General features: G+C 40.8%; 24 protein-coding genes and 1 tRNA gene. 13 read left to right on the forward strand and 12 right to left on the reverse strand.

The annotated features are described in order from the left end of the window. Nucleotides 1-258 precede the first annotated feature (258 nt). Nucleotides 259-1665, forward strand: a complete 1407-nt coding sequence (gene rimO, locus AB6T38_RS05030; protein ID WP_372546264.1) for a 30S ribosomal protein S12 methylthiotransferase RimO — start codon at nt 259-261, stop codon at nt 1663-1665. 112 nt (nt 1666-1777) lie between these two features. Here rimO and rmuC read toward each other — a convergent pair whose 3' ends face one another. Together rmuC and AB6T38_RS05040 are read right to left on the reverse strand one after the other, a co-directional pair. After that, nucleotides 1778-3256 (reverse strand): DNA recombination protein RmuC, encoded by a 1479-nt coding sequence (gene rmuC / locus AB6T38_RS05035; protein WP_372546265.1) that lies wholly within the window; start codon nt 3254-3256, stop codon nt 1778-1780. A 111-nt stretch (nt 3257-3367) separates the two neighbouring features. Next, nucleotides 3368-4888: a fumarate hydratase gene (locus tag AB6T38_RS05040; protein WP_348490100.1), complete on the reverse strand. Its 1521-nt coding sequence runs from the start codon at nt 4886-4888 to the stop codon at nt 3368-3370. Nucleotides 4889-5013: 125 nt separating this feature from the next. Between AB6T38_RS05040 and pabB the strand changes: the two genes are divergently transcribed. The 3 genes from pabB (at nt 5014) to AB6T38_RS05055 (ending at nt 8537) form a co-directional block, all read left to right on the forward strand. Further along, nucleotides 5014-6456 (forward strand): aminodeoxychorismate synthase component I, encoded by a 1443-nt coding sequence (pabB, locus tag AB6T38_RS05045; protein ID WP_372546266.1) that lies wholly within the window; start codon nt 5014-5016, stop codon nt 6454-6456. Further along, nucleotides 6453-7046, forward strand: a complete 594-nt coding sequence (locus AB6T38_RS05050) for a CoA pyrophosphatase (RefSeq protein ID WP_372546267.1) — start codon at nt 6453-6455, stop codon at nt 7044-7046. The genes pabB and AB6T38_RS05050 overlap by 4 nt, the downstream gene beginning before the upstream one ends. Nucleotides 7047-7163: 117 nt before the next feature. Further along, nucleotides 7164-8537, forward strand: coding sequence for an L-serine ammonia-lyase (locus AB6T38_RS05055; protein ID WP_372546268.1), 1374 nt, complete (start codon nt 7164-7166; stop codon nt 8535-8537). Nucleotides 8538-8574: 37 nt separating this feature from the next. On the opposite strand, the gene cysB is transcribed toward AB6T38_RS05055, so the two are convergent. Continuing rightward, nucleotides 8575-9549: an HTH-type transcriptional regulator CysB gene (cysB, locus tag AB6T38_RS05060; protein WP_372546269.1), complete on the reverse strand. Its 975-nt coding sequence runs from the start codon at nt 9547-9549 to the stop codon at nt 8575-8577. Nucleotides 9550-9735: 186 nt separating this feature from the next. Here cysB and AB6T38_RS05065 point away from each other — a divergent pair, with 186 nt between their 5' ends. After that, nucleotides 9736-10431: a sensor histidine kinase gene (locus AB6T38_RS05065; protein ID WP_372546270.1), complete on the forward strand. Its 696-nt coding sequence runs from the start codon at nt 9736-9738 to the stop codon at nt 10429-10431. A 49-nt stretch (nt 10432-10480) separates the two neighbouring features. Next, nucleotides 10481-11248, forward strand: coding sequence for a hypothetical protein (locus AB6T38_RS05070; RefSeq protein WP_372546271.1), 768 nt, complete (start codon nt 10481-10483; stop codon nt 11246-11248). A gap of 19 nt (nt 11249-11267) precedes the next feature. Here the strand turns inward: AB6T38_RS05070 and AB6T38_RS05075 are convergent, their stop codons facing one another. Further along, nucleotides 11268-12173 (reverse strand): LysR family transcriptional regulator, encoded by a 906-nt coding sequence (locus tag AB6T38_RS05075; RefSeq protein WP_372546272.1) that lies wholly within the window; start codon nt 12171-12173, stop codon nt 11268-11270. Between the two features lie 110 nt (nt 12174-12283). Here AB6T38_RS05075 and AB6T38_RS05080 point away from each other — a divergent pair, with 110 nt between their 5' ends. The 5 genes from AB6T38_RS05080 (at nt 12284) to AB6T38_RS05100 (ending at nt 16708) form a co-directional block, all read left to right on the forward strand. Then, complete coding sequence (locus AB6T38_RS05080; RefSeq protein WP_372546273.1) at nt 12284-12985, forward strand: CoA transferase subunit A; 702 nt, start codon at nt 12284-12286, stop codon at nt 12983-12985. An 11-nt stretch (nt 12986-12996) separates the two neighbouring features. Beyond that, entirely contained in the window at nt 12997-13653 is a 657-nt protein-coding gene (locus tag AB6T38_RS05085; protein ID WP_372546274.1) for a CoA transferase subunit B, read from the forward strand. A 281-nt stretch (nt 13654-13934) separates the two neighbouring features. Then, nucleotides 13935-15014: a tetratricopeptide repeat protein gene (locus AB6T38_RS05090; RefSeq protein ID WP_372546275.1), complete on the forward strand. Its 1080-nt coding sequence runs from the start codon at nt 13935-13937 to the stop codon at nt 15012-15014. A 2-nt stretch (nt 15015-15016) separates the two neighbouring features. Beyond that, nucleotides 15017-16336, forward strand: coding sequence for a DEAD/DEAH box helicase (locus AB6T38_RS05095; protein ID WP_372546276.1), 1320 nt, complete (start codon nt 15017-15019; stop codon nt 16334-16336). A gap of 18 nt (nt 16337-16354) precedes the next feature. Continuing rightward, nucleotides 16355-16708, forward strand: a complete 354-nt coding sequence (locus AB6T38_RS05100; protein ID WP_372546277.1) for a lactoylglutathione lyase — start codon at nt 16355-16357, stop codon at nt 16706-16708. 188 nt (nt 16709-16896) lie between these two features. Here the strand turns inward: AB6T38_RS05100 and ybaK are convergent, their stop codons facing one another. The 5 genes from ybaK to AB6T38_RS05125 form a co-directional block, all read right to left on the reverse strand. Further along, entirely contained in the window at nt 16897-17367 is a 471-nt protein-coding gene (gene ybaK, locus AB6T38_RS05105) for a Cys-tRNA(Pro) deacylase (protein ID WP_372546278.1), read from the reverse strand. Between the two features lie 33 nt (nt 17368-17400). Continuing rightward, complete coding sequence (locus AB6T38_RS05110) at nt 17401-18018, reverse strand: FMN-binding negative transcriptional regulator (protein ID WP_372546279.1); 618 nt, start codon at nt 18016-18018, stop codon at nt 17401-17403. 86 nt (nt 18019-18104) lie between these two features. Further along, the gene (locus AB6T38_RS05115) at nt 18105-18353 is read right to left on the reverse strand and encodes an EF-hand domain-containing protein (RefSeq protein WP_372546280.1); all 249 of its coding nucleotides are present in this window, start codon (nt 18351-18353) and stop codon (nt 18105-18107) included. A 67-nt stretch (nt 18354-18420) separates the two neighbouring features. Next, nucleotides 18421-19413 (reverse strand): rhodanese-related sulfurtransferase, encoded by a 993-nt coding sequence (locus AB6T38_RS05120; protein WP_372546281.1) that lies wholly within the window; start codon nt 19411-19413, stop codon nt 18421-18423. A gap of 119 nt (nt 19414-19532) precedes the next feature. Further along, the gene (locus tag AB6T38_RS05125; protein ID WP_372546282.1) at nt 19533-20003 is read right to left on the reverse strand and encodes a VC2046/SO_2500 family protein; all 471 of its coding nucleotides are present in this window, start codon (nt 20001-20003) and stop codon (nt 19533-19535) included. Between the two features lie 97 nt (nt 20004-20100). Here AB6T38_RS05125 and AB6T38_RS05130 point away from each other — a divergent pair. Both AB6T38_RS05130 and AB6T38_RS05135 read left to right on the forward strand, forming a co-directional pair. Next, nucleotides 20101-20185, forward strand: a tRNA-Tyr gene (locus AB6T38_RS05130). A gap of 515 nt (nt 20186-20700) precedes the next feature. Then, a complete protein-coding gene (locus tag AB6T38_RS05135; protein ID WP_372546283.1) occupies nt 20701-21006 on the forward strand; it encodes a hypothetical protein in 306 nt (101 codons plus the stop codon). A 124-nt stretch (nt 21007-21130) separates the two neighbouring features. Here AB6T38_RS05135 and AB6T38_RS05140 read toward each other — a convergent pair whose 3' ends face one another. The 3 genes from AB6T38_RS05140 to AB6T38_RS05150 all read right to left on the reverse strand — a co-directional run bounded on the left by AB6T38_RS05140 (nt 21131) and on the right by AB6T38_RS05150 (nt 25881). Further along, complete coding sequence (locus tag AB6T38_RS05140; RefSeq protein WP_372546284.1) at nt 21131-21895, reverse strand: 2,5-didehydro-3-deoxy-L-galactonate 5-reductase; 765 nt, start codon at nt 21893-21895, stop codon at nt 21131-21133. A gap of 64 nt (nt 21896-21959) precedes the next feature. Next, the gene (locus AB6T38_RS05145) at nt 21960-24023 is read right to left on the reverse strand and encodes a DUF4962 domain-containing protein (RefSeq protein ID WP_372546285.1); all 2064 of its coding nucleotides are present in this window, start codon (nt 24021-24023) and stop codon (nt 21960-21962) included. Nucleotides 24024-24090: 67 nt separating this feature from the next. Then, nucleotides 24091-25881, reverse strand: coding sequence for a hypothetical protein (locus tag AB6T38_RS05150; protein ID WP_372546286.1), 1791 nt, complete (start codon nt 25879-25881; stop codon nt 24091-24093). Between the last annotated feature and the right edge of the window lie 76 nt (nt 25882-25957).

A 25957-nucleotide genomic window follows, 5' to 3' on the forward strand; every position in this document is an offset into this window, starting at 1 on the left:
AGCACAAGATAGAATCAAGGGTTTGAAAAAGCCGAATAAAGGGTAAAGGTCTTGCAACTGTAGCATTAAACGTAAAATCAGCTTTGTTTTAGTTTTTATTAGGCGCTATCGTCACAAAGGACAATCCTGTATAATCCTGCGCGTTAAATAATCAATTCAGCTAAGACAGTCTATTTCGACTGCATTTTAGATTAATTCCGTATTTTAATGTTTGAACCAATCTGTTTAAACAACACTAGTTAGAGCACAAGGCGCAAAATGACCGTAGAAATCGTTAACCCCAAGCAAACCACAACCCTTGAAACACCAGTTAAGGTCTTGGAATCAAATACTGCAAATAAAGCAGCTTCGGGAACCAAGATAGGGTTTGTTAGCTTAGGTTGCCCTAAAAACTTAGTCGACTCGGAACGCATTTTGACTCAGTTACGCACCGAAGGATATGACGTCGTACCAACTTACAATGACGCGGAACTAGTGATTGTTAATACCTGTGGATTTATCGATTCTGCAGTGCAAGAATCATTGGATACCATAGGTGAAGCGCTTGCAGAGAATGGCAAAGTCATAGTCACTGGGTGTTTAGGAGTCAAAGAAGACGAAATTCGTGAAGTGCACCCCAATGTATTGGCGATTACCGGCCCCCACGCATATGAAAGCGTAGTCGAGCAAGTTCATTCACATCTGCCGAAACCTAAACACGACCCTTTTATGCAGCTTGTACCAGACCATGGCATTAAGCTTACCCCTAAACATTACGCCTATTTAAAGATTTCCGAAGGCTGTAATCATAGATGTACGTTTTGCATCATTCCCTCTATGCGCGGGGATCTAGTTAGTCGTCCTGTGGGTGACATTTTAGATGAAGCCACTCGATTAAAAAATGCCGGAGTCAAAGAGCTATTGGTCATTTCTCAAGATACTAGCGCCTACGGTGTTGATGTAAAATATCAAACCGGTTTCTGGGATGGAATGCCGGTGAAAACCGACATGCTAGGGTTATGTAAAAAGCTGGCGGAAATGGGCATTTGGGTGCGTTTGCATTATGTTTACCCTTACCCTTCAGTTGATAAAGTAATTCCATTAATGGCGGAAGGGAAAATATTGCCTTATTTGGATATCCCTTTTCAACATGCCACTCCTAGAATACTCAAGCTAATGAAACGTCCAGCGGCGGCTGAGAAAACCTTAGAGCGCATTAAAGCTTGGCGAGCCATTTGCCCACAATTAATCATCCGCTCCACTTTTATTGTGGGTTTTCCTGGCGAGACAGAAGAAGAATTTCAACAGCTTTTGGACTTTTTAAGTGAAGCTCAATTAGACCGAGTGGGTTGCTTTAAATACTCGGACGTTGAGGGAGCTAAAGCGAATGATTTACCGGATCCAGTTTCCGAAACCGTTAAACAAGAAAGGTTTGAGCGCTTTATGGCTTTGCAATCTCAAATCAGTGCGGAAAAGCTGCAACAAAAAATAGGCTTGGAATATCAAATTCTGATTGACGAAGTAACCAGCGAAGGCGCTGTAGGACGGTGTTTCGCAGATGCTCCAGAAATAGACGGACAGGTTTATTTAACTGATGAATTTGACGTTAACCCTGGCGATCTAATTTGGGGACAAATAATTCATGCTGACGAGCACGATATGTGGGCCGTAAAAGTAGAAGATTAACTTACTTTTATTATGCTAATGAGCAATACGCTCTTCACCTTCAATAACGGGCTGTCAATCAGCCCGTTATGCTAAGTACGGACACTGATAAGTACGAATACTTTTTATCTCCTTAACTTTCGCCTTTATCCTCTTGTGCTTGTTCAACTAATTCTTGTTTAAGGCGCTTATTGGTTTGTACCCCCAATTCACGGAATTGTTCTATTTGACGAACAAGATTTCCTTTCCCTGAGACCAATTTATTGGTAGCTGCATCAACATGTTTTTGTACCGTTTCGACGGATTTACTGATTTTTTCAATATCATCTACGAAACCGTGGAATTTGTCATACAACTTCGCTGCTTGTGAGGCAATTTTCTGGGCATTTTGATTCTGATATTCGTATTGCCAAATGTTATTTATGGTCCTCAGTGCCACTAGTAAGTTGGTAGGGCTAACCAACATAATATTGTTATCCAAGGCCAACTTAACCAAGTCTGGCGCTTGATCTATGGCGACTAAAAACGCCGATTCGATGGGAATAAACATCAACACGTAATCGAGCGTGCGTATGCCTTTTAGATCTTGATAATCCTTTTTCCCTAAGCCCTTAATGTGGTTGCGAATAGACTGGGTATGGGCCTGCAAAAATTGCTGGCGGGCAAGTTCATCATCCTGACAATTAAAATAACGTTCGTAATCTGCCAGTGACACTTTGGAATCAATCACAATGTCTTTGTCGTTGGGTAGGTGCACCACGACATCCGGCTGATATAGTTTTCCTGATTCATTTTTCAGGCTCACCTGAGTATCGAATTCGTGCCCTTCCCGCAACCCAGACTCGGTTAAAATGCGCTCTAAAACAACCTCGCCCCAATTCCCTTGTTGTTTATTATCGCCTTTGAGGGCTTTGGTTAACGCGGCAGCGTCTTGGGTAATTTGCTGATTTAGCTGTTTGAGCCCTAAAATTTCTGTTTTAAGAGAAGCCCGTTCTTGCCCCTCTTTCACATATTGATCGGAAACCTGCTTTTTGAAGCCTTCTATTTGTTCTTTAAGAGGCGTTAGTAGCGCATCTAATCCTGCTTGACTGGATTGTGTAAACTTCTGTTGTTTTTGTTCAAATATTTTATTGGCTAAATTTTCGAATTGTTCCTGCAAGCGTTTTTCAGCGCTAGTCAGTAAATCTAGCTTATCTTCTAAGGCGATGCGTTCTTGGGCAAAACTGGCCCCTTGGGATTCAAGTTGGGAATAATATTTATTCGATTTGTCGTTGGCCTTTTGCGCGTTTTCTTGCCAAGTTACGAGCTGCTTAGATAACTGCTCTATTTGTAAATCTTTTTGTTCCAATTCACCAAATTTTCGCTGTGCAATGAGCTGCTGTTCATGAGCCTGGTCAATTTTTGCCTGCATTTTTTCAAGTTCATCATGCTGCTGCAGAATTTGCCTTTCAAGTTGTTGACGATTGAGTTCTTGCTGTAATTGTAGCTCTTCTTTGTCAGCAGAGTGGTTTTTACGATTTATAATGTTGGTAATAAGCGCCCCAAATAACAGTCCTACAAATGCGGCACTGACTAACAGTAAAATGGTATTTTGATCTAAATCTACATTCATATTAACGGATTCTAATTATTGATGGTGGGTACATATTACGAAGCTTTCGAGTCAAGAAAATGAGTGCACCCCAGGCGAGATGCACTCTTATAGCGTTTAAACAGACGATAATTACGCCTTGTATGATTCCTCTATTTTCACTTTCCAAATAGCCGGCCCAGTTTCGTGGGCATTTGCGCCACTACTATCCACGGCAACGGTTACTGGCATATCTTCAACATCAAACTCGTAGATTGCTTCCATACCTAAATCTTCAAATGCAACTACACGTGACTTTTTAATCGCTTTTGATACTAGGTACGCTGCGCCGCCCACGGCCATTAAGTAAACGGCTTTGTGTTTAGCAATGCTATCTACAGTTGCAGGTCCACGCTCGGCTTTACCGATCATGCCAATCAAACCGGTTTTTTCCAGCATCATGTCCGTAAACTTATCCATGCGCGTGGCGGTAGTTGGTCCTGCGGGACCAACGGCTTCATCACCAACCGCATCAACTGGGCCAACGTAATAAATAAAACGGTTTGTAAGGTCTACACCCTCTGGTAGCCCTTCACCATTGTCCATCATGGTTTGAATGCGTTTATGAGCGGCATCACGACCAGTCAACATTTTGCCTGAAAGTAAAACGGTTTCACCTACTTTCCAATCCAAAATATCTTCTTTAGTCACTTCATTTAAATTCACTCGGCGGGTATTTTCTCCCACTTCCCAAGTGATATCTGGCCAGTCTTCTAATTTAGGTGGCGTCAATTCAGCCGGACCACTGCCATCAAGGTGGAAATGAGCGTGACGGGTGGCCGCACAATTGGGGATCATAGCAATGGGTTTTGACGCTGCATGGGTAGGCACCGATTTAATTTTGATATCAACAACAGTGGTCAACCCACCTAACCCTTGTGCACCGATACCAAGATCGTTAACCTTTTTAAATATATCCAAACGCAGTTTTTCTTCCGTGGTTTCTGCGCCGCGTTCCATTAATTCTTGAATATCAACAGGATCCATTAAGCTTTCTTTGGCCAATACCGCAGCTTTTTCCGCAGTACCACCAATACCTATTCCTAACATACCTGGCGGACACCAGCCCGCGCCCATTGTGGGTAGGGTTTTGACCACCCAATCAGCAATGTCATCACTTGGGTTAAGCATCACCATTTTTGATTTATTTTCAGAGCCGCCGCCTTTAGCCGCGATCATCACTTCTATACCTTCACCTGGTACCATATCAATATGTACTACTGCAGGGGTGTTATCTTTAGTGTTCTTACGCGCACCTGCAGGGTCAGATACAATCGACGCTCTAAGTGGGTTGTCAGGATTGAGGTAAGCACGACGAGTTCCTTCATCGACCATTTGTTGAACCGTCATGTCAGTCTTATCCCATTGCACGCCCATTCCAACCTTGACAAAACAGGTCACAATACCTGTATCTTGGCAAAGGGGACGTTTACCTTCAGCAGACATACGAGAGTTAATTAGAATCTGCGCCATGGCATCTTTTGCTGCCTGACTTTGCTCTCTGTTGTAAGCCGCTTCTACCGCTTTTACATAATCTATTGGGTGATAATAGGAAATAAATTGTAATGCATCTTCAATGCTATCAATTAAATCTTGCTGACGAATGAGTGCCATAGGTGCCTCTAAATCAATTGTAGGGAAGTTTTTTGTGTCTTAAATATCCGCCAATATGATACCCTCTTGGAATCAATTGCTCCATCGCTAAACGCGTATAATTTAAATTTGTTGGTAAAATTTTCATGCAGCATAGCGCTTGTAAAAGCTCTCGTATTCAAACACTTGCTATTCCAGCCTCCACAGACATCACGGAATTGTTTGCTCATTACTGTCAATCTAAATGGTCTATTTTACTGGATTCAGCAAATAGCTCCCACAAAAATGCGCGTTTTGATATTTTTGTCGCCAAGCCTATTGCTGCGATAACCGCATATCAAAATTCTTGTGAAATTGAGTACTTCTATGATCATCTAAATGATTATTCGCCGATAGAAAAAGTGGAGAAAATAACCGGACAACCCATTGCCATTTTACGAACCTTGCTGCAATCAAGCCTTCCCAAAGAGCAGCCAACAACTAAGGACAGAGACCGCCTATTACCTTTTACCTGCGGTGCCATGGGCTATTTTGGTTACGACTTAGGTCGTTGTTATGAAACTTTGCCTAAAGTTGCAAAAAGTGTCTATCAAAGCCCTGATATGGCTGCAGGGATTTATAGTTGGAGTGTCATAAAAGACAACCACACTGGGTTATTTTACCTGACAGATATCCCTAGCCTGCCTGCACCATCTAAAGCAGAAATTGAAAACCTATTGAACCGTCCTTTATGTGAAAAAGCTCAAGGGAAATGGCAGTTAAGAACGCCTTGGCAATCTAATATGTTAAAGAATGAGTATGTGGATAAGCTACAAAGAATTCTAGATTACTTGCGCGCAGGAGATTGTTATCAGGTTAATTTGGCTCAACGTTTTCACGCGCAGTTTAGTGGATCAACATGGCAAGCCTACCTAACACTTAGAAAATCCAATCAAGCTCCTTTTTCTGCTTACATTCAACTTGTAAACAGCACGGTGTTAAGTATATCGCCGGAACGTTTTTTAAAGGTAAAAGACAGCCAAGTGGAAAGCCAACCAATAAAAGGTACACGCCCTCGCTCGACAAACCCAAGCACAGATATAAGCAATATCGAAGATTTAAAAAATTCTACAAAAGACCGAGCTGAAAATTTAATGATAGTGGATTTATTGCGAAATGATTTGAGTAAAGCTTGTGAAGACCACTCGATTCAAGTCCCTGAGCTTTTTGCCATAGAATCCTTTAAAGCGGTTCATCACCTTGTGAGCACGGTTACTGGAAGATTAAATAGCAGTGATGATAGTCTAAGCTTGTTACAAGGTGCATTTCCGGGCGGTTCCATCACAGGTGCACCTAAAATACGTGCCATGCAAATAATTGATGAATTGGAGCCTCATAGAAGAAATATCTATTGCGGTAGCATTGGTTATATAAATAGAAACGGTGATATGGACACAAGTATTTGTATTCGTACTTTATTATGTGAAGATTCACAGATATATTGTTGGGCAGGGGGTGGAATTGTTTTAGATTCAGATCCTGAAGATGAATATCAAGAAAGTTTAGATAAGGTGTCGAAAATTTTACCCATTTTGGAAAACGACTTATGAATAAAGAAGAATTTATTCGTCGCTTTCAACATATTAGAAAAATTAAACCAGAAGCAGATTTCCCGTTAACTGAAATAGGTAAACCTGCTGCTGTTCTGATCCCGATTATAGAGCGCGCAGATCAATTAACCGTTTTATTCACCCAACGAGCTATGCACTTAAAAAATCACCCCGGTCAAGTTAGCTTTCCAGGTGGAAAACTGGAGAAAAGCGATATTGACCTAGCTCACACAGCGCTGCGGGAAACAGAAGAGGAAATCGGACTTACCCCAGAGAAAATAACCCTCATTGGGAGCTTACCCAAATATCGTACTGTCAGCCGTTTTGAAGTCACGCCTTTTTTGAGTTTTGTACAACCTGAGTTTGAACTCATTCTGGATAGAAACGAAGTTGACAATGTGTTTGAAGTACCGCTATTACACCTTATAAACAAACAGAATCATTTTATTCATTGGGTCAATCGCGGCCAAATTAAACATCCTATTTATTTTATCACTTGGCAGGATAAAACCATTTGGGGGGCGACAGCTTCGTTCGTTAGACTGCTGTCAAATCACATAGATTATGAATCCCTAGATGAGACTGTATAAGTTTTATTTACGCCGTCATTAACAATTCTCGTCTAAAAACCCCCTGTAAACACTTGCCCTCCTGAGTAACTATCCGCATAGTATTGTGGTATTCATTTTAGCGAGGAAAATACGGAAATGATCAGCGTTTTTGACATGTTTAGTATTGGTATCGGCCCATCGAGTTCACATACAGTAGGACCCATGCGCGCCGCAAATGCCTTTTGTCAGCAACTATTTTCAGACAATTTGCTATCCAACGTTGATCAAGTTTGTGTTGAACTATTTGGCTCTCTTGGCCAAACCGGAAAAGGTCACGGCACCGGAAAAGCAGTGATTTTAGGCTTAATGGGATTCGACCCAGAAACCGTTGACGTATCCAAGGTTGAGACTTGGTTATCTGACATTCAGCAGTCTCAACAAATTAACTTATTCGGTACACAAAAAGTCAAGTTTCCTCGCGAAGGCGCTATTGTATTTCATCGCCGTAAAACCTTAGCCCTGCATTCAAATGGTATGACTATTCATGCCTACCAAAATAAACAACTTGTTATTAGTCAAACCTATTACTCTATTGGCGGTGGATTCATTGTCAAAGAAGAGGATTTTCAATCTGTTAAAGATATGTCGTTGGAAAAGCAGCAAAAACCCTTACCCTTTCCGTTTGCAAGTTCCTTTGAATTAATTAAACAGTGCAAAGAAAACGGCCTTTCAATTAGCGCATTGATGTTAGAGAACGAATCCACCGTGCAGCCTAAAGCAGATGTCATCGATAAACTCTGGAAAATTTGGCAGGTCATGCTGGAATCTGTGAATAACGGCATTCACACTGAGGGGATCTTACCTGGTGGCCTTAAAGTGACTCGTCGGGCCCCTGCCCTTTATCGGCGCTTAGAAACTGAACAAACAGCAGATCCAATGCAGGCTATGGATTGGGTTAACCTTTTTGCATTGGCAGTAAACGAAGAAAATGCCGCCGGTGGACGAGTGGTTACCGCGCCGACCAATGGTGCTGCAGGCATTATTCCAGCTGTGTTGTGTTATTTTGACAAATTTGTCCGCAAAGTGGAGAAGCCGACCGCCGCGAGGTATCTGCTTACCGCGGCAGCAATCGGTATTTTATATAAAAAGAACGCGTCAATCTCGGGTGCAGAGGTAGGTTGCCAAGGTGAAGTTGGCGTTGCGTGCTCCATGGCCGCGGGTGCTTTAACGGAAATCATTGGTGGCTCTGTGGATGCGGTGGAAAATGCTGCTGAGATCGGTATGGAACATAATTTGGGGCTAACGTGTGATCCCGTAGGCGGCTTGGTACAAGTACCTTGTATTGAACGTAATGCCATGGGCGCAATAAAAGCCATTAACGCGTCACGATTAGCCTTGCGAGGCACTGGCCAACATAAAGTGTCCTTAGACAAAGTGATTAAAACCATGTGGGACACAGGCAACGATATGAAGTCCAAATACAAAGAAACCGCACGAGGCGGTTTAGCAGTAAATATAATAGAGTGTTAACTGATTAAGTTAAGTCTAGATTGGCGTGCGTTACCCGTTACTTAACGGGTAACGTTAGGCCTTTAAACATCTTCTCTACTTCATCATTATTCTTTTGCATCATCGCACGCTCAACCACATCTTTGGTTAAGTGTGGAGCAAATCGTTCGATAAATTCATACATGTAGCTGCGTAAGAATGAACCTTTCCTAAAGCCAATTTTAGTCGTGCTATACTCAAACAAGTGGCTGGCATCTATTTTAACCAAATCATTATCGAGTTTGTCATCTACTGCCATAGAGGCAATAACACCCACTCCGACACCCAATCTGACGTAGGTTTTAATCACGTCAGCATCTGTTGCCGTAAAAACAATTTTAGGTTTTAGTCCCGCTCGGTCAAACGCCTGGTCTAATTCTGAGCGTCCGGTAAACCCAAACACATAGGTAACCAATGAATACTCAGCAATGTCTTGAATAGTGATTGTGGTCTTTTTCGCTAATGGATGATCGCGATTAACGATAATACTGCGATTCCAGTGATAGCAAGGTAACATGACTAAGTCGTTGTACAAATGCAAGGCTTCAGTTGCAATGGCAAAGTCAGCCTCTCCTTTAGCCGCTAAATCACTAATTTGCGACGGCGTACCTTGATGCATATGTAATGATACTTTTTTGTATTTACCCATAAAACCTTTAATCACGTCAGGCAGTGCATAGCGTGCTTGAGTATGGGTAGTCGCGATATTCAATTTACCTTGGTCAGGTAAAGTGTGCTCTCTGGCTACAGCTTTAATACTTTCTACTTTTGCCAAAATTTCACGTGAAATATTAATCACGTCTTGGCCAGCATCAGTCACATGTGTAAGATGTTTACCGCTACGACCAAAAATCTGGACGCCTAACTCATCTTCTAGCATGCGAACTTGTTTGCTTATCCCCGGTTGCGAGGTGTATAAATTTTCTGCCGTAGCAGAAACATTCAGATTGTTGTTTAAGACTTCAACAATATATCTTAGTTGCTGTAATTTCATTTTTATTAACCAAGTGCCTTTGAGAACATATAGATATATGAATAACATATTTACTCTAGGTTACATTAATTCCATAAAATTTTAATAAAAATCTGCTTTTTTATTCCAGTTAAGTAAAATTTTTGGTAAATATCCCTCAGTTCAGGGATACTAAATCTTTTGTAGCCCAGTTCAACGAGTAATACAGTGACAGAAAAAGAGCACCAATTGATTGACTTTTCAACCATATTAGCCGCAGCCGTGCACGATATGAAAAGCTCACTAAATCTCTTGCAACAGTCTATTGATGGTCTAAATAAAACAATCGAACCAGGAAATCGCTCTGCTCAGCAATTTTTATCTAGTGCTCACTACGAATCTTCACGTTTAAATACAGGATTAGTACAACTTTTGTCTTTATATAGGGCGGAAATGGAAAACCTGCCGATAAATGTAGATGAGTGCTTTATTGACGATTTGTTGGAAAACATTTTTATTACCCATGAGTATTACTTGGGGTATAAAAATATGACTCTGGAAATCGAGCAAACTCAAGGGCTGGTGCGTTATTTAGATCAAGACTTAATTCACCTTCTGTTAAATGACATTTTAGTAAATGCTATACGCTACGGTAGTTCAACCTTGTTAGTGTCTGCTTATGAAGAAGACGACTGGTTGGTCATTAAAGTAGAAGATGATGGTAATGGTTATCCGAGTAAAATGTTAGAGAACAACGAAATTGAGATGCAAGACATTAAATTGAGTAACGGGCGAACAGGTTTAGGAATATTTTTTGCTAGATTAATAGCTTCAGCTCACCGCCGAGGTGATAAAAAAGGCGAGATAGTGCTATCCAATGGCGGAAAATTAGGCGGTAGTGTATTTACACTTAAGTTGCCTTAACATTCGGTTTTATAGAAAAAAGTCAGTTGTTACAGGATTTAAAGACTAAATGATTTTTCCTATCATAATAATTTTAATAGTCTCGTTGGTGGTGGTCGCAATAGTGGTGAACGCATTGCAGCAGCACAAAGAAAAAATCGAGGCAGAAAAACGGACTGAAATTGCCAAACAGAAATCGGTGATTGATGAAACCGAAGATATCCTGATGACTGTAGATACTATCCCTGTATCTCAACGGTTAGTTGCCGTGTTGCAAAATCGTATTCTTAATGCCTTAAAAATTATGTATGAACTCAATCCCAGCATCCCGGAATTAAAACAACGGATAAAACAGAGCCAAGATCGACTAAAAATGGTTGATATGGAGTCTCCTCCCCCAAGTCACGATAACTTTGTCTTACCTGATAGCGACAAAATGGTCATTCAATATATCCAAGCCGTAAAAAAGTTTCGCTCGTTGTTGCGCTCGGAGCATGCAAAAGGAAAGGTAGATACACAGTTATATAGTTTAGAAGATAGACAACTTTCCGCGTTGCAGATAAAAGTCAATGTTGAGACGCTTGCAAAGCGCGGTAACTCGGCTTTGCAATCCAATATGTTAGGGTCTGCCCGTCAATATTTTGAAAAGGCAATTGCAGCCCTAGAAGCACAAAACCAACCCGATCAATATAATTTGGAACGTAAAGCCACTCTAGAGGAACGTTTGAAAGTTATACAAGATAACCTGCGTAATGCGAACGCCAAAGATAGACAGAAAAAACAAGAAGAAGAAAGAGATGAATTAGACGAATTATTTGCTCCTAAGAAAAAGTGGTAAAACTGCTTTTTAATATTCGTTAGTTATTGTGATGTTTCTTGCCATTACTATTTTGAATGAGCAATTTCCATAAGGTTTCAGCTGGCACAGACAGGGATTTTCTCGATGCCTTAACCATCCCAATTCGTCGAACTAGATTTTCCCCTTCTATGGGTAAACACACCAGTTCCGTATGACTAAATTGCTGCTGACAAATACCCGGCACAACCGAGACTCCAATATCTTGTTTGACGCATTCGCCTAAGGTCGCCAATTGATTAGCCTCAACCACAATATTTAAATCAATACGATTAATTTGTGCAAAGTCTTCTATCCATTTCCTTACTGATGAGCCCCTATTCAATACCACAAACGGATATTCACACAATTGTTGCCAAGTTACTTTTGCACATTTTGAAAGAGGATGATTTGAGGCTACAACAGCAATAAACTTATTAGTCATCAAAGGCTGAAAATCCAATCCATCCAACTGATCATTTTCAAAGGTAAATCCAATTTCCGCCCGCCCATCACGAACCGAGTCAATCACATTTTCCATAACCACATCACGAATAGTTAGATTGATGTCTTGCCAATTTTTATGAAAAGACTTTAATACACCAGGCAAAATACTGCTGGCAAAAGATGGCATAGCTGCAATGGTTAGCCGCCCCCTTTGCATGGCAAACAAATCTTGCATGTCAGCAATAGCCGTTTCCCAATCATGCATTAATCGTTTAGCTACAGGCACAAACTCCCTACCTTCATGACTCAGTTGTACTTTACGGGTAGTACGCGAAAATAGTGCACCTCCCAAGAAAGCTTCTAGCTTTTTAATCGATGTGGATAACGCAGGTTGTGATAAGTGCACTTTTTCTGCCGCTTCTGCAAATGTGCTAGAGCGCGCTAACGTTATAAAACATTGCAATTGTTTGTAGGACAACATTAATTGAACCCATTAATAAAAATTATTTATTAATAATCATATTAAATCAATTTTACTTTAATTCAAGTTGGATTAATACTAAGTTAAATTTATGTAAAGAAGAGGCTTTTATGAGCGGATTTAATAAAGTTGTTACTAGCTATGAAGACGCATTAGCAGGCTTACAAGACGGCATGACAGTTATTGCCGGCGGATTTGGTTTGTGCGGTATCCCCGAAGGTTTAATTGCCCAAATAAAGGCTATGGGAACCAAAGATCTTACCATTGTTTCCAACAACTGTGGAGTTGATGGCTTTGGGTTAGGCTTGCTACTTGAAGATAAACAAATTAGCAAAATGATTTCTTCTTATGTGGGAGAAAACGCCTTATTTGAAAAGCAATTATTAGACGGTGAGTTAGAAGTTGAACTGACTCCTCAGGGCACCCTAGCTGAAAAAATGCGCGCCGGTGGAGCTGGAATTCCGGCATTTTATACGGCAACGGGTTACGGTACTCCTGTTGGTGAAGGCAAAGAAGTTAAAGAGTTTAATGGCCGCCCCTATATTTTAGAAGAGTCGATTACTGGCGACTTTGCTATCGTCAAAGCTTGGAAAGCGGATATTTTTGGAAACTGTATTTATCGTCATACCGCTCAGAATTTTAATCCGATGGCGGCAACGGCGGGTAAAATCACTATTGTAGAAGTAGAAGAGATTGTTCCTCCAGGTGCTATTCCACCCAGTCAAATTCAAACTCCAGGTATTTATGTGAATCGAGTCATCCAAGGTGAATTTGAAAAACGAATTGAACGTCGTGTTGTTGCAAAAACTTAAGGAGAAATCTAATGGCTTTATCTCGAGATCAAATTGCTATGCGCGTTGCGCAAGAGTTTCAAGACGGAGACTATGTAAATCTTGGTATTGGAATTCCAACTCTTGCAGCTAATTATGTGCCTGAAGACGTTGCCGTGATGTTGCAATCAGAAAATGGCTTGTTAGGAATGGGACCAAATCCAACCGAAGAGCAACTTGATGCAGATATGATAAACGCAGGCAAAGAAACCGTCACTGCTATTACCGGAGCGTCCATTTTCAATTCTGCTGAAAGCTTTGCAATGATTAGAGGCGGCCATGTAGATTTTACCGTGTTAGGTGCCTTTGAAGTCGACTCCAGCGGCAATATAGCATCTTGGATGATCCCCGGTAAATTGATAAAAGGCATGGGCGGAGCTATGGATCTGGTCGCCGGTGCTAAAAACATCATAGTGACCATGACCCACGCAGATAAATATGGTAACTCAAAACTATTGGAGACTTGCACGTTACCCTTAACAGGCGTGAATTGTATCAACAAGATTATTACTGATTTAGCCGTGGTTGAAGTCAAAGACGGTGCATTTCATTTATTAGAGCTTGCGCCTGGCGTGTCTGTGGATGAAGTAAAAGAAAAAACAGCTGGAAAACTAGTCGTCAGCGACTCAGTTAAAGAAATGGTATTTTAAGCCAGTTTTAAAGTGTAATTGAGGGATATGTTCCCTGCCCTCAATTGCACTATTTTATTTGTATTCTTCAACAAATTTAATTTCCCCCTCCAATCTAAACCCCCGTATATACAGGTTAAGATTAACGATACATAAATTCCCTTATCTCAATTAATATTTATTGTTTACAGTCCACTTAAATTGATTACTTTTAAACCCCTTTCCATTACAATCTACCAACAACTCCTTCGCTATTTATAGACACACTTAACTCGAGACTCATTTTGAACAAAGCAATATTTATGGCTGCATTGTATTTGATTTTTGTTTTTCCTTGCTATGCAAATCAACAAATCTTAGCCATGCCTATTCAAGATAAATTAAAAGAAGCAAGAGACTATTTGTCTGTTTTACCCGAAAGATCCCTAGCCATTTTAAGTAACAAAGAGCATCTATTAAGTATTGATAGTCAGGAAACGTTAGCGGATTGGTATGATGCAAAATTAATTGCTGCAATAAGAGTGGCAAATTTACAACAAATTTATTTAACCCTTTTAGAAATAAGTGAACTACAAAATACAGTGTTTTTCCAAAAACATAGCTCTACAACGTTTAACGGTATTGGCATTTGGATGCGTCGTTCTGGTTTTCTTAAAGAAGCTAAAATAAGTTACGCATGTAGTTTAGAAAATAGCAAAACGGAAAGAGCTAAAATTTCACCTATGTTAAATCTGGGCATAGTGGAAACGAAGTTAGGTAATAATGCTAGCGCCAAGCAACTTTATAATTTGGCGTTTAATACCGCAGAAAAATATGAAATGGAGAATATATTTGCGGTTGTCGAGAACAGTCTCGGCAACATCGCCTTATCTGAAGGGAATTATCCAGAAGCAGAACGTCTATATGCCAGCGCTTTAGAGCGTAACGAAAAACTAATGCGTCGTTCCGGCGAATTAACCAGTGGCTTAAATTTATTATTAAGTTTTTTGTATCAAGACAAGTTAGATTTATTTTCGCGTTTATCTGGACGGATAGAACGAAAACTCAAACGCTCAGAAGTTGGCATAAAAACAGCGACGTTCGAAATTCTGAAAGCGGTTTATACTGCCAGAATAGATAAAGCTGCTACATCAGATTTAACTGAAGTAATAGCTAGAAATATGAAAATGATCAAAGATAAATCCCTGCAAAAACTTTTAAGCGACCTTATTGGGGTTTATGGATTAGCCTGGGATGATAAAATCATTGAGGGCAATCAAGCCCAGCGAGATCATTTACAAGCACGATATCCCAGTTGCGATTGGGACAAGTTTTCAGATGAAAACTACATCTCTGTGTTAATATCTCAATTTGACCAAACTCAAGCCCTTAAAGAGAACTAACTTTGCAATTTAACGATTTCCCCTTAGACCACCGAATTTTAAAAGCCTTAGAAGTAAAAGGATTTGAAGAAGCCACTGACATTCAGGCAAAAGCCATTGGCCAGGGCCTGCTGGGTAAAGATTTGCTTGCTTCGTCCAAAACTGGCTCGGGGAAAACGCTGGCGTTTTTGATTCCGGCTTTACAACGTGTATTTAAGCAACGGGCATTGAGCAGAAAAGATCCTAGAGTACTGATATTAGCACCGACCCGAGAGTTGGCAAAACAAGTGTTCATGCAGCTCAAATGGCTCATCGCCAATCAAAATATTTTTGCGACTCTAATTTTAGGTGGTGAAAACTTCAATGATCAAGTTAAAGCATTAAAACGCAACCCACAATTTGTGGTAGGCACAGCGGGTCGAATTGCGGATCATGTAAAAGGCAAAAGTCTATATTTGAATGGGCTTGAATTGCTTATCTTAGATGAAGCCGATCGTATGTTAGATTTAGGTTTCGCCGATGAATTAAAATTAATTGACCGCTGTGCTGATCATAGAAAGCGTCAAACTATGATGTTCTCTGCCACGTTAGATTCCGCAGAGTTACATTATTTAACCGAAAGAATGCTGAATGCCCCTCAACGTATTAGTGTGGGCGACTCAAGAGAACAACACCTCGATATAGAACAGCAATTTTACTTGGCTGACCATTTAGATCATAAAATATTATTGCTCAAAAAGTTGCTTGAAAATGCAGATAACAAACAAGTTATTGTGTTTACCGCGACCAGAGAAGACACTGAGAAATTGTCCTTATTATTGTCGGCCGATAGCATAGATAGTGCAGCTTTGAGCGCCAGTTTAAGCCAGTCTCAACGAAGTAACATTATGAATGCCTTCAGTCGTGGTCAGCATCAAGTGTTGGTTACCACTGACGTAGCCTCACGAGGCTTAGATCTTAGAAAAGTTGAATGGGTAATCAATTTTGACCTGCCCAAACTGGCAGACGAGTATATTCACCGTATCGGTCGTACTGGTCGAGCCGGTAATAAAGGCAACGCTGCGTCGCTTGTGGGACCAAAAGATTGGCAAAGTTTTATCGCCATTAAAGGCATTTTGCAACAAAGTATTAGCTTTAGTGTATTTGAAGGGCTAGAAGGAAAGTTCAAGGGGCTTAAACCACTTAAACAACGAGCACTAAAAGGTGCACCACAGAAAAAAGCCAAAAAAGTCGCGCCTCAAAATGCGCCTAAACCGCAAAAGCGTATTCGCGCCCAAGAAGGTGTTGATGTGGGTCACATACCCATGCGCAAAAAAGCTAGACCTGCGGACTCTGAAGAGTAAACATCAGGAAGCTGCCGAATGCAGGTTGAAGATATAAAAGTATTTATTCCCAGTTTAGATTATGACAAATCAATTAGTTTTTATAATCAACTGGGATTTAATTGTGACTACGTCACTGACGATCTAACCTTGTGCAAAAACGGCGAATGTTACTTCTTTATACAGCGATATTATAATCAACAACTAGCTGAGAACTTAATGCTGCAAATATGCGTTAGCGATATTCAAGAAGCCTACGCATTAGCCCAAAAGTCACAATACAAAACCAAATTATCAGAGATTCAAAAGGAACCTTGGGCTAGCGTTTTTTACCTATGGGGCCCCGCTGGAGAATTACTGCACATAACCCAACTGAATAATCCTCAACTATAGTAGCTTAGATTTACCCTAACCTTCCCTTATGTGTAATGTTTGAAACGGCACTTAATAACACTTTTGTTTTGCAGTCTCGGGGTAAATTTAAAGCTCAAAACCCGTGTTAGGCTAGATCTAAATCTACTTTAAAAGTATGGAATTGACTTAGGAACAAATAAGGTCATCGGTAACCCCAAAAAAAGGGATTACTGTTGACTAATTTCAGCAAATTTCCCATCGAGTAATTTACTAATATCTTGAGCCGCTAATTCGATTTCTAAGCCTCTACGCCCTGCACTCACGTATATGGCAGGAAATTTTGTTGCACTGTCATCTATAATGGTTTTCAGCCGCTTCTTTTGACCTAAGGGGCTTACCCCACCTAACACATAGCCGGTGGCTCGTTCTACATCGGCTTTATCGGCCATATGAACTTTTTTAGCACCGAGTGCTTTGGCCATTAACTTCATACTTAAACTGGTATTAACAGGTAGGATGGCGACAGCTAAGGCTGTTCCGTCAAACTCCACAACCAAGGTTTTAAACACCTGTTCTTCGGCTAAACCAAGCTTGTTAGCCGCTTCTAAGCCATAAGATTTAGCATCCGTGTCATGTTGATATTGATGGACAGTAAATTGAATTTTGCGTTTTTTAGCAAGGTTAATTGCAGGTGTCATTTTTCGAATACTCTCTCAATTTCAAGCTCACAATTATGCCTCACCATTACCTAAATTGTGCTCTTTCATATATTCAGCTAAAAGCTTAGCAATTGGATCCGCACTATTTGTTAGGCCTGTAAAAACACCCTGTTGATCTTCATGGCTGCGGTGTTGGCCTAATTTTTCTTTACCCTGAATGTCAGTAACTTCCAGTTTAAAACCGACAACACCTTGGCGCAAACGTTGCTGAAAATCATCGGGCATTGTGTTCTGATCGTCTAACAAATCAGGTTCATAGTGAGACACCAGTTGGTTCATTCTTGCAACTGTCTCATTGTCGTTTAGCAGTTGAACATCACCATAACAATGCACTGCCACATAATTCCAGGTTGGAACAGCCGGTTTCTTCGCATACCAATTTGGTGAAATGTAGGCATGTGGTCCGCTAAACACAATTAATCCTCGTTTATTATCAATGGTTTTCCAATGGGAATTGGCTTTTGCCATATGCGCAAATAAACAAAGTTTGCCATTTTCGTCTAGCTCGCTAACAAAGGGAAGATGTGTGGAATTTAAGTCAGCTGTGATAAACAATCCAAAACTATTTTTTGCAATAATAGCCTGTAACCTTTCAAGATCAGTCAATTGAAAATGTTTTTCAATATGCATGAATTGGTATCCTTACTCCACAATATCGCTATCGAAAATGAAAAAGCCCCGTAAGGGGCTTTTAAAACGCTTAACAATGATTGGAATTAATATTCCCACCAAGCTTCTTGCCACCACTCTAGGAACTCTTCGAAATCGATGAATCCATCGTTGTTCTCATCAATTAGTGAGAAACCTTCTTGTACATGGCTCGCCTTAGTTTTTGGCGAAAGAATGGTTAAAAGTTCTATAAACTCAGGTAAATCAATCTGACCATTTTTATCCTGGTCAAAAAAGTCGAACTCTTTACGAATTTCAGCAATTTTGCTGTCATCCATTGGTGTTTTGTCGGTCATATTTAAGTCTTATAATACTTACTAATTTAATTCAAACATCAGTTTAACGCGTTATAAGTGTCTCTGTCTATGCTGACTTACCTGCTGCTATGCGTCTTTCTCTGCGCTCAGCAGCTTTCTGTTGGCGACGCAGCTTAGTGGCCTTTCTTGCCTCAGAGCCTACGTGCTCTTCATTACGTTCTTTGGCTAAATTAACCTGTTTCTCACGTTCGCGAAAACGTGCAATCTGCTCTTCAGAATGTTTCCCAAAACACTTTGGACAACTCACCCCAGGTTCATACTCTGGCGTTTGTTTATCTTCTTCGGTAATAGGTAGACGGCAAGCATAACAGGCTTCGTAATGACTTTTTTGCAACTTGTGATCAACAGCTACGCGGTTATCAAAGACAAAACAGTCCCCTTTCCACATGGTGTTTTGCTCTGGTACTTCTTCCAAATATTTTAAGATACCGCCTTCTAAGTGGTACACCTCGTCAAAACCCTGCTCTTTCATAAATGCAGTGGATTTTTCACAGCGAATACCACCAGTGCAGAACATGGCCACTTTTTTATGCTTTTTAGGATCAAGGTTTTCTGCCACGTATTGGGGAAACTCCCGAAATGAGTCCGTTTTAGGATTCACTGCGTTTTCGAAAGTACCAATTTCAATTTCGTAATCATTACGAGTATCAATGAGCAACACCTCAGGATCAGAGATTAATTCGTTCCAATCAGCGGGTTTCACATAGGTCCCAACGGTTTTTTGTGGGTCTATTCCTTCCACGCCCATAGTGACAATTTCTTTTTTGAGTTTCACCTTGGTTCGATAGAAAGGCTGCACGTCGTCTAGTGACTCTTTGCAAGAAATCGGGTTAATGCGGGGGTCACTATTAAGATAAGCAACTAAGCTGTCTATAGCTTCACGGGTAGCAGAAACCGTGCCATTGATACCTTCACTAGCCAGTAGCAAAGTTCCTTTAATATTGTGATTTTCTAACACATCAAGAAGTGGCTGACGCATTTCTTTATAATTTTCAAGCGCAACAAATTTGTACATTGCGCAAACAATGAATTTAGACATATTTTACCTTTTTGCGAATTGGAACGTAAAACCAAAGCATATTTTTTGCGGCGCGGATTATACCAACTACGGATAATTTTGCAAAAACCTTATATTCAATAAGGTTAATTAGTCGTGGATCAACTCATCCCATTTAAAATATCGTATAGTTTGGTTTCATCTACTTCTATTTTACGGGACGGTTCACTGTGGAAACGTTGTTGAGTTTGTAAACCACAGTTAATGATAACTTCAGGTTCAATACGTTTTGCATCATTGAAGGTAGACAATGGTTGTGGATGCATTTGCTGCCAAAGAATAGCATCAGTAACATTTTGCGCCATTAACTGGCTAGTGGTGCGAGCTAACGACCAGTCCTGCTCTTCTGCTTTTAGCGGCGTTTGTGGATAGTGATGTTTTGTAATACTGCTGGGAAAATGACTAGGCTCATCATTGTCATCACTGATGTTAGGACGTTGCAGGTAATCATCTTCCAACATTGCTAATAGCAATGCGAATTTATCCCCTTGCTGTAACGCACGATTGAGGGTTCCCGACCACTCAAGATCGGAAACAACCACTTTAGATTCTGGGGTTATTTCAGCCGTCAACGTATTTTCCTTTTCATCTACTTTTTATCGTAAATTAAAAAAAAATCTTTAATTCTATTTACAGACTGAAATTTCCTGTTAGTATACGCGCCTCTTTGGAGGGGTACCCAAGCGGTCAACGGGAGCAGACTGTAAATCTGCCGGCTCAGCCTTCGCAGGTTCGAATCCTGCCCCCTCCACCACCTTTCTTTGGACGACTTCCGTTCAAATTCAAACTCAAGATTAAATAAATCCCTAAAGGGGCCGGACGAGAAGCTGCGATCCGCAGGTCGACTATTTTGTCTGGGTGAATGAGCACGTTTCAGCTGCGCAGCAGCGTGAGCGAATGAACGACATTCATGGATGAATGGCTGGACACAGCACCATGGATGGGTTAAACGTCAAAAACTTCCAAACCCCTTGTCAGCAAATATTGTAAAGTTTACTTTTATTGTCATCCTGCCCCCTCCACCACTTTTCTTTGAACGACTTCCGTTCAAATTCAAACTCAAGATTAAATAAATCCCTGAAGGGGCCGGACGAGAAGCTGCGATCCGCAGGTCGACTATTTCAATTCGCCTTCACAATTTGTTTGCTGCAATCCAAGCTCAACTTCACTAAACGGTAAAATTTTTATTCGATAGCTTTTTTACGGTTACTCAGTTATGGTTAACGAAAGTATAGATTCTGATTAATTTCAATCAGCTGAGAGCATTTCATGGTTAATTCCCGTCCCTTTCAAAAAATAATTAAAACAGTTGGCACTTGTGTCTGTTTCATTTCTTTATCTGCTTGCATGAGTAACGACAATCCCTGTGAAGAAGTGCTTGAAGTGAAACAACAACATCAAGATTGCGAACGATTGCGTAAAATAATGTTAAAAACGGATTATCCGCAGCAAGCCCTGACAGCTAAACTGAGATATGAAGAAGCCTGTGTAAATTTGCGTTACTACCGCGATGAATTTGATACGATTTGCAAAAAAGATGGCACACCTATTGGTCAAAAGCCAAAAGAAAAGTAATTAGGATTGGTTGATTAACTGCATAATCTATCTTCCATTGGGAGTGGAGATAGACCCGCAGTTACTTTCTAAGATGTTCATTGTAAATTTGTGTTTTTGGCGTTGTCGTCAAAGTCGATGCTAGTTATCTTCCCATCCATCCGCCATCAACTAACAAAACGGAGCCATTGACATAACTAGACGCCTCAGACGCTAGGAATACAGCCGGCCCTTCAAAGTCCTCAGGGGTTCCCCAGCGGCCCTGTGGAATGCGTTCTAATATGCTGGCAGCACGAGTCGGATCATTGCGTATGGCCTCGGTATTGTCGGTATCAATGTAACCTGGTGCAATGGCATTCACATTCACACCTTTACCAGCCCACTCATTAGATAAAGCTTTTACTAACTGTCCAATTGCGCCTTTACTGGCGGCATAACCGGGAACCGTAATGCCACCTTGAAACGTCAACAAGGAAGCCGTAAAAATTATCTTACCATGGCCACGGGCCACCATTTCTTTGCCAATTTCTCGACTCAAAATGAATTGCGAGTTTAGGTTAACGTCTATTACTTTGTCCCAAAGCTCATCACTATGTTCAGCCGCCGGTGCACGCAGTATGGTGCCTGCGTTATTGACTAAAATATCAATTTTTGGGAAGTCAGCTTTCACGTTTTGGATGAATGTATATAAGGCTGTTCGATCCGAGAAGTCACATTGATATCCAGCAAACTTTCGGCCAAGTTCATTCACCTGTTTTTCAACATCTGAACCTTGTGACTCTAAACTCGCTGAAACTCCAATAATATCTGCGCCCGCGGCAGCTAATCCCAAGGCAATGGCTTTACCAATTCCCCGTTTGCAGCCGGTAACTAACGCAACCTTTCCTTCTACACTAAACTTATCTAACATATATGCCTCCAAGCTTTATCGTGTCCAATACTCATTTTTACTAATATTCGCCAACATCAACGCGCTAAACACCGTCATAACTTGTTGTTTTAACTAACTTACCTCCCTTATCCTTTAAAATAGACAACCACTTAGTTTGGGCATAAATGTCGCCATACTCTATGCTATTTTCACTTGAATATAGGAAAGTTTCAGTAAACTGCTTAGAGCGAATTTCCACCCCAATACAGTTCTTACCTTTAAGAGATTGTATTGAAATATCATTCTCTTTATTTGAAAGAAGTGCATCCTTAGGTTGGAAAACATTCAAAAAGGTGGTGTTTTTACTTTTTTGCGGATTTTCAATCAATAGTGTTTTTAAGCTTATGCGACGAATGTCATCAGGTCGCTGGGGGGTCATTATCTCTTCCACCAAGGTCTCATCTATTTTTGTATCCCGTGCTTCAGGAAAAACAGTAAAGACATTCAGTGCTCCTTCGCCATTGACGATTTCAAACTGATCGTCAGCGACTTTATTTGCATATTTTTCAGAGTGAATTCGCCAAGTGTAGGTATGCTCCAATTCACTTGCTAGTTCATCCAGTAAAATAAAATAACCACATTCGCTATTAATAATATGCCTAGCGTTTCGGGTAAGTTGCATTTCTGGATAATACATTCGACTGGATTCACCCACTACATAAGCGTAACCATCTTTATTCGAAAAGGCTTCAACTTGCGCAATGGCGTCTTCGGGCACATCACGCCAAACGTTATGAATGCCCTTGCAGTTTAAATCGAATAATACTGGATCACTTAAATCCCCTTCATCCCAAATTTTTTCACCAACACAACCGGTACCATCCACGGTAATTAAGTTATGAATTTCCGCTTTAGAGGTACGGTTATAACCTTCATCTATCACCAAGGACGCACCATTGTGGACTAACACAAATTGATTAAAGTCCACGTGATAATGGGTAAGACTGCGGGTTTTCCAATCATTTTGTTTATCCAGTTGCCAGCTCATCTCCCACTGTTTGTGGCCGCCTGCTGGGCTAGATTTAAATGACAAATGAGTGGCGTCTGTATCCCAACTTGAGCGCATAACCACTAAACCAAGATCAGGAAAGTATTTAGTTAGCGGTAAGTTTTCTGGAGATTGTTGCTCTATCTCAGGGTTGTACCAAATTAATTCAAGAAAAGCTTCTGGTAATATCCCAGGGAAAATCTTGCTTTGATAGGCCTCTCTAAATAAGAATTTAGTGCGAACCATCTCCCCTAACCACTGTGCTTGGCCATTATTGTATTCTGATGCGATTTTGTAATAGGCACATATTGAATGGGAACTGCGCTTGTCGTGGACATCTGCAAAATTAATATTCTCTTCCCAATTGGGCGCAGACTGATACAGTCGGTAATCAAATGTATTTTCCATAAAACCGGTTTTGAAGTGGTCCGTACCACCGTCTTTACGGATCAAGTCTGCGGCAACTAGGAAGAAGTTCATGGCAAATCGCCAATACCCTGTGCCCTCATAGTTAGAACCATCTTCAGGTAAATAGTCAAAGACCTTGTCAAAGTTATCTTGAATTTCGTCAATCCAAACTTGAGCCCCTGAATGCTCTGGACGAATGGCATATGCGGTGGTCAACAATCCTGAATAATTTATCCAATTGTGATTCTGCCAATAATTGATAGACCAACAATGGCCGAGGTTTTCCTGTCCATAATCAAAAATTTTGTTGCCTTGCAGGATTAGTTTATTTAGAAATTTTTGACGTTCCTTATCACTAAGGTGAGCTTTAAGCCAGTCATAGGATAAACCTAATCCAAATAGCATCCACGAAGCGCTAAGGTCAACATCCACTAGAAAACCATAACCCCACACATCGTAATCAACCGCGGTGAAAATCCAACGTTTTGCCTCAGTTAAATAATGTTCTTGCTCGGTGAGTAAATACGCCAAACTTAAATTTGCAGCGGCCATGCCCATGTAAGTAATGCTGGTATGCGGATGTTCTTTAGAAAGTACTTCATCTTCATACAACCGACATTGCTCAATAAGGCGAGTTAAATGCTCTTTACGAGTGGTTTTAATCTCAGCCTTCAGGGTGTCCAGTTGTTCGTTGATAAGTAAATAGTTCATGGTTTCTTCCTGTAATCAAAATTCATTTTCGTAGATAAGCTGCGACGCATTAAAAAACACTGCGCCATTATTTAACCTGGGCCGCAGTGGAATTTTTTTCTTTAGCCGGTGGTTTACCAGCTTTGAGCATCAAGGCACTTATCACACCGATAATTAGTGCAAGCACCAAAATCGCTATCCTGCCCTCTAAGGGATTAGGGATTAACAACATTAAGGTAATAAATCCCGTTACTGCGGTGCCAAATTGGCCGATGGCGGTTAATTGACTCAAATCGTTGCCCTCACCTATTTCTTTTTCAAAATCGATGGGTGTCTTCATATTTTTAAAAAATGCATTAACCATTTTGCGGTGTGCGGAGTTGGCATTAGGTGCAAATAACATGGAGATTAGAAAACCGAATGTACCAGTGCCCAGCACGCCAAAAAATTGATGTTGGAAGTTCCACTCGAAGCCATCACTATAAGCTTGTGAAAAGCCTAAATAACTCAAAGGAACTTCGAAGAAAGCCAAACTAGAAAAAATTAATGCACATGCAATGGACGACAATGCCGCCCACCAAGGTGTTTGCCGAATAAACATGCCTAATAACAACGGAATGGTAATGGGCATAGATAACAAGGTTCCCACCTGCAACATGATCTCAAAAATTCCTGATCCATCTTGCTGAGCGAAATACAGGGCTAAAACAACGATTAAAAATCCCATCACCCAAGTTAGGGTTCGACCATAATTTAAAAGCTCCGACTCCCCTTTAGACTGCCAACGTAGTCTGCGGGCAACTTTGGGATAGATATCTTTAATCAAAATAGCAACGTTGGTATTCAAACCCGTGTCCATGGAGCTCATTGTTGCCGCCAGAATAGCCACCACAATCAATCCAACGAGCCCCACCGGTAACAAACTAATACTGGCAACCGCATAGCTGGCCTCCGCCGGTTTTGCGATATCGAAGGCCATCACAAGTTCTGGATAAAGAAGTCGTGCAGTTATTGGCGGTAAAAACCAGATAAGGCTGCCTAGCAACATTAAGATTGAACAAAACAAGGCGGCTTTGCGGGCTTCCCGTCCATCTTTGACTGAAAAGTAGCGTGGCGCGGCGTTCATTGAGTTAAAGACGATGAATTGTTTGGCCATCATTGCGCTCGCCCAGCCCCAGGTATAAGCCCCACCAAATAAAGTCGCAGAATTGACCATACTGTATTCTTCGCTTAAACCCTGAGCTTCTATTTCTGAAAATAAATTGCTTACACCGCCAAGGGCATCCAAACACAACCAAGCAACAATTAAGGTAAGGGGTACTAGAATTAATCCTTGTAGAAAGTCAGTGGCCATTACCGCCCAACGACCGCCGGTTGCTGAATACAGCAAGACCACAATGCCACAAACCACAATTACATAATTGATGTCATAACCAAAAACGGCGGAACAAAATATTCCCAGACCGTAAAGAGCCATAGCAGAGTATAAAATACGAATTGGTACTTCATAATAAGCATAAAAATCACGGGTTGTTTCGCCAAAACGGCTGGCAATGGCTTCAGGAAAGGTGGTCACGCGCATCTGTCGTAACCAGGGTCCCATAAATAGAAAATTCACAAAAAAACCAAGGACATTACCAAAGAAAATAAACATGGCAGAAAAGCCTGATTCGTATGCAATGCCCGCCGCACCGGTGAAGGTCCAAGCACTAAAGGCACTCATAAAGGCACTACTCCCAACTAGCCACCAAGTGCCCTTACAGCCACCTTTAAAATAATCATCCGTATTGGCTGAAAACGTTTTAAAAACAAAACCAACGATAATAATTAACGCTAGATAACCAATAATTACCAAGTATTCAACATTCGAAATTTCCACACTTTCCCTCTTACTATATTACCTAATATTATCAATAAGATATAAAAACTAAAAGGTTTTACTAAAACGGTTTGGT

This window comes from Aliiglaciecola sp. SL4, assembly GCF_041538045.1.
Classification (GTDB): Bacteria; Pseudomonadota; Gammaproteobacteria; order Enterobacterales; family Alteromonadaceae; genus Aliiglaciecola.

Bases quoted from the DNA above. Each gene is read 5' to 3' on its own strand.
- ybaK (WP_372546278.1), bottom strand. From the start codon at position 17,367: ATGACACCTGCAATTAACCTTGCTAAAAAACGCAAAATTCAATTTACT.
- cysB (WP_372546269.1), bottom strand. From the start codon at position 9,549: ATGAAATTACAGCAACTAAGATATATTGTTGAAGTCTTAAACAACAAT.
- AB6T38_RS05055 (WP_372546268.1), top strand. From the start codon at position 7,164: ATGATCAGCGTTTTTGACATGTTTAGTATTGGTATCGGCCCATCGAGT.
- rmuC (WP_372546265.1), bottom strand. From the start codon at position 3,256: ATGAATGTAGATTTAGATCAAAATACCATTTTACTGTTAGTCAGTGCC.
- AB6T38_RS05135 (WP_372546283.1), top strand. From the start codon at position 20,701: ATGGTTAATTCCCGTCCCTTTCAAAAAATAATTAAAACAGTTGGCACT.
- pabB (WP_372546266.1), top strand. From the start codon at position 5,014: ATGCAGCATAGCGCTTGTAAAAGCTCTCGTATTCAAACACTTGCTATT.
- AB6T38_RS05115 (WP_372546280.1), bottom strand. From the start codon at position 18,353: ATGACCGACAAAACACCAATGGATGACAGCAAAATTGCTGAAATTCGT.
- AB6T38_RS05140 (WP_372546284.1), bottom strand. From the start codon at position 21,895: ATGTTAGATAAGTTTAGTGTAGAAGGAAAGGTTGCGTTAGTTACCGGC.
- AB6T38_RS05050 (WP_372546267.1), top strand. From the start codon at position 6,453: ATGAATAAAGAAGAATTTATTCGTCGCTTTCAACATATTAGAAAAATT.
- AB6T38_RS05085 (WP_372546274.1), top strand. From the start codon at position 12,997: ATGGCTTTATCTCGAGATCAAATTGCTATGCGCGTTGCGCAAGAGTTT.
- AB6T38_RS05040 (WP_348490100.1), bottom strand. From the start codon at position 4,888: ATGGCACTCATTCGTCAGCAAGATTTAATTGATAGCATTGAAGATGCA.
- AB6T38_RS05145 (WP_372546285.1), bottom strand. From the start codon at position 24,023: ATGAACTATTTACTTATCAACGAACAACTGGACACCCTGAAGGCTGAG.
- rimO (WP_372546264.1), top strand. From the start codon at position 259: ATGACCGTAGAAATCGTTAACCCCAAGCAAACCACAACCCTTGAAACA.
- AB6T38_RS05120 (WP_372546281.1), bottom strand. From the start codon at position 19,413: ATGTCTAAATTCATTGTTTGCGCAATGTACAAATTTGTTGCGCTTGAA.
- AB6T38_RS05070 (WP_372546271.1), top strand. From the start codon at position 10,481: ATGATTTTTCCTATCATAATAATTTTAATAGTCTCGTTGGTGGTGGTC.
- AB6T38_RS05110 (WP_372546279.1), bottom strand. From the start codon at position 18,018: ATGCATATTGAAAAACATTTTCAATTGACTGATCTTGAAAGGTTACAG.
- AB6T38_RS05090 (WP_372546275.1), top strand. From the start codon at position 13,935: ATGGCTGCATTGTATTTGATTTTTGTTTTTCCTTGCTATGCAAATCAA.
- AB6T38_RS05080 (WP_372546273.1), top strand. From the start codon at position 12,284: ATGAGCGGATTTAATAAAGTTGTTACTAGCTATGAAGACGCATTAGCA.
- AB6T38_RS05075 (WP_372546272.1), bottom strand. From the start codon at position 12,173: ATGTTGTCCTACAAACAATTGCAATGTTTTATAACGTTAGCGCGCTCT.
- AB6T38_RS05100 (WP_372546277.1), top strand. From the start codon at position 16,355: ATGCAGGTTGAAGATATAAAAGTATTTATTCCCAGTTTAGATTATGAC.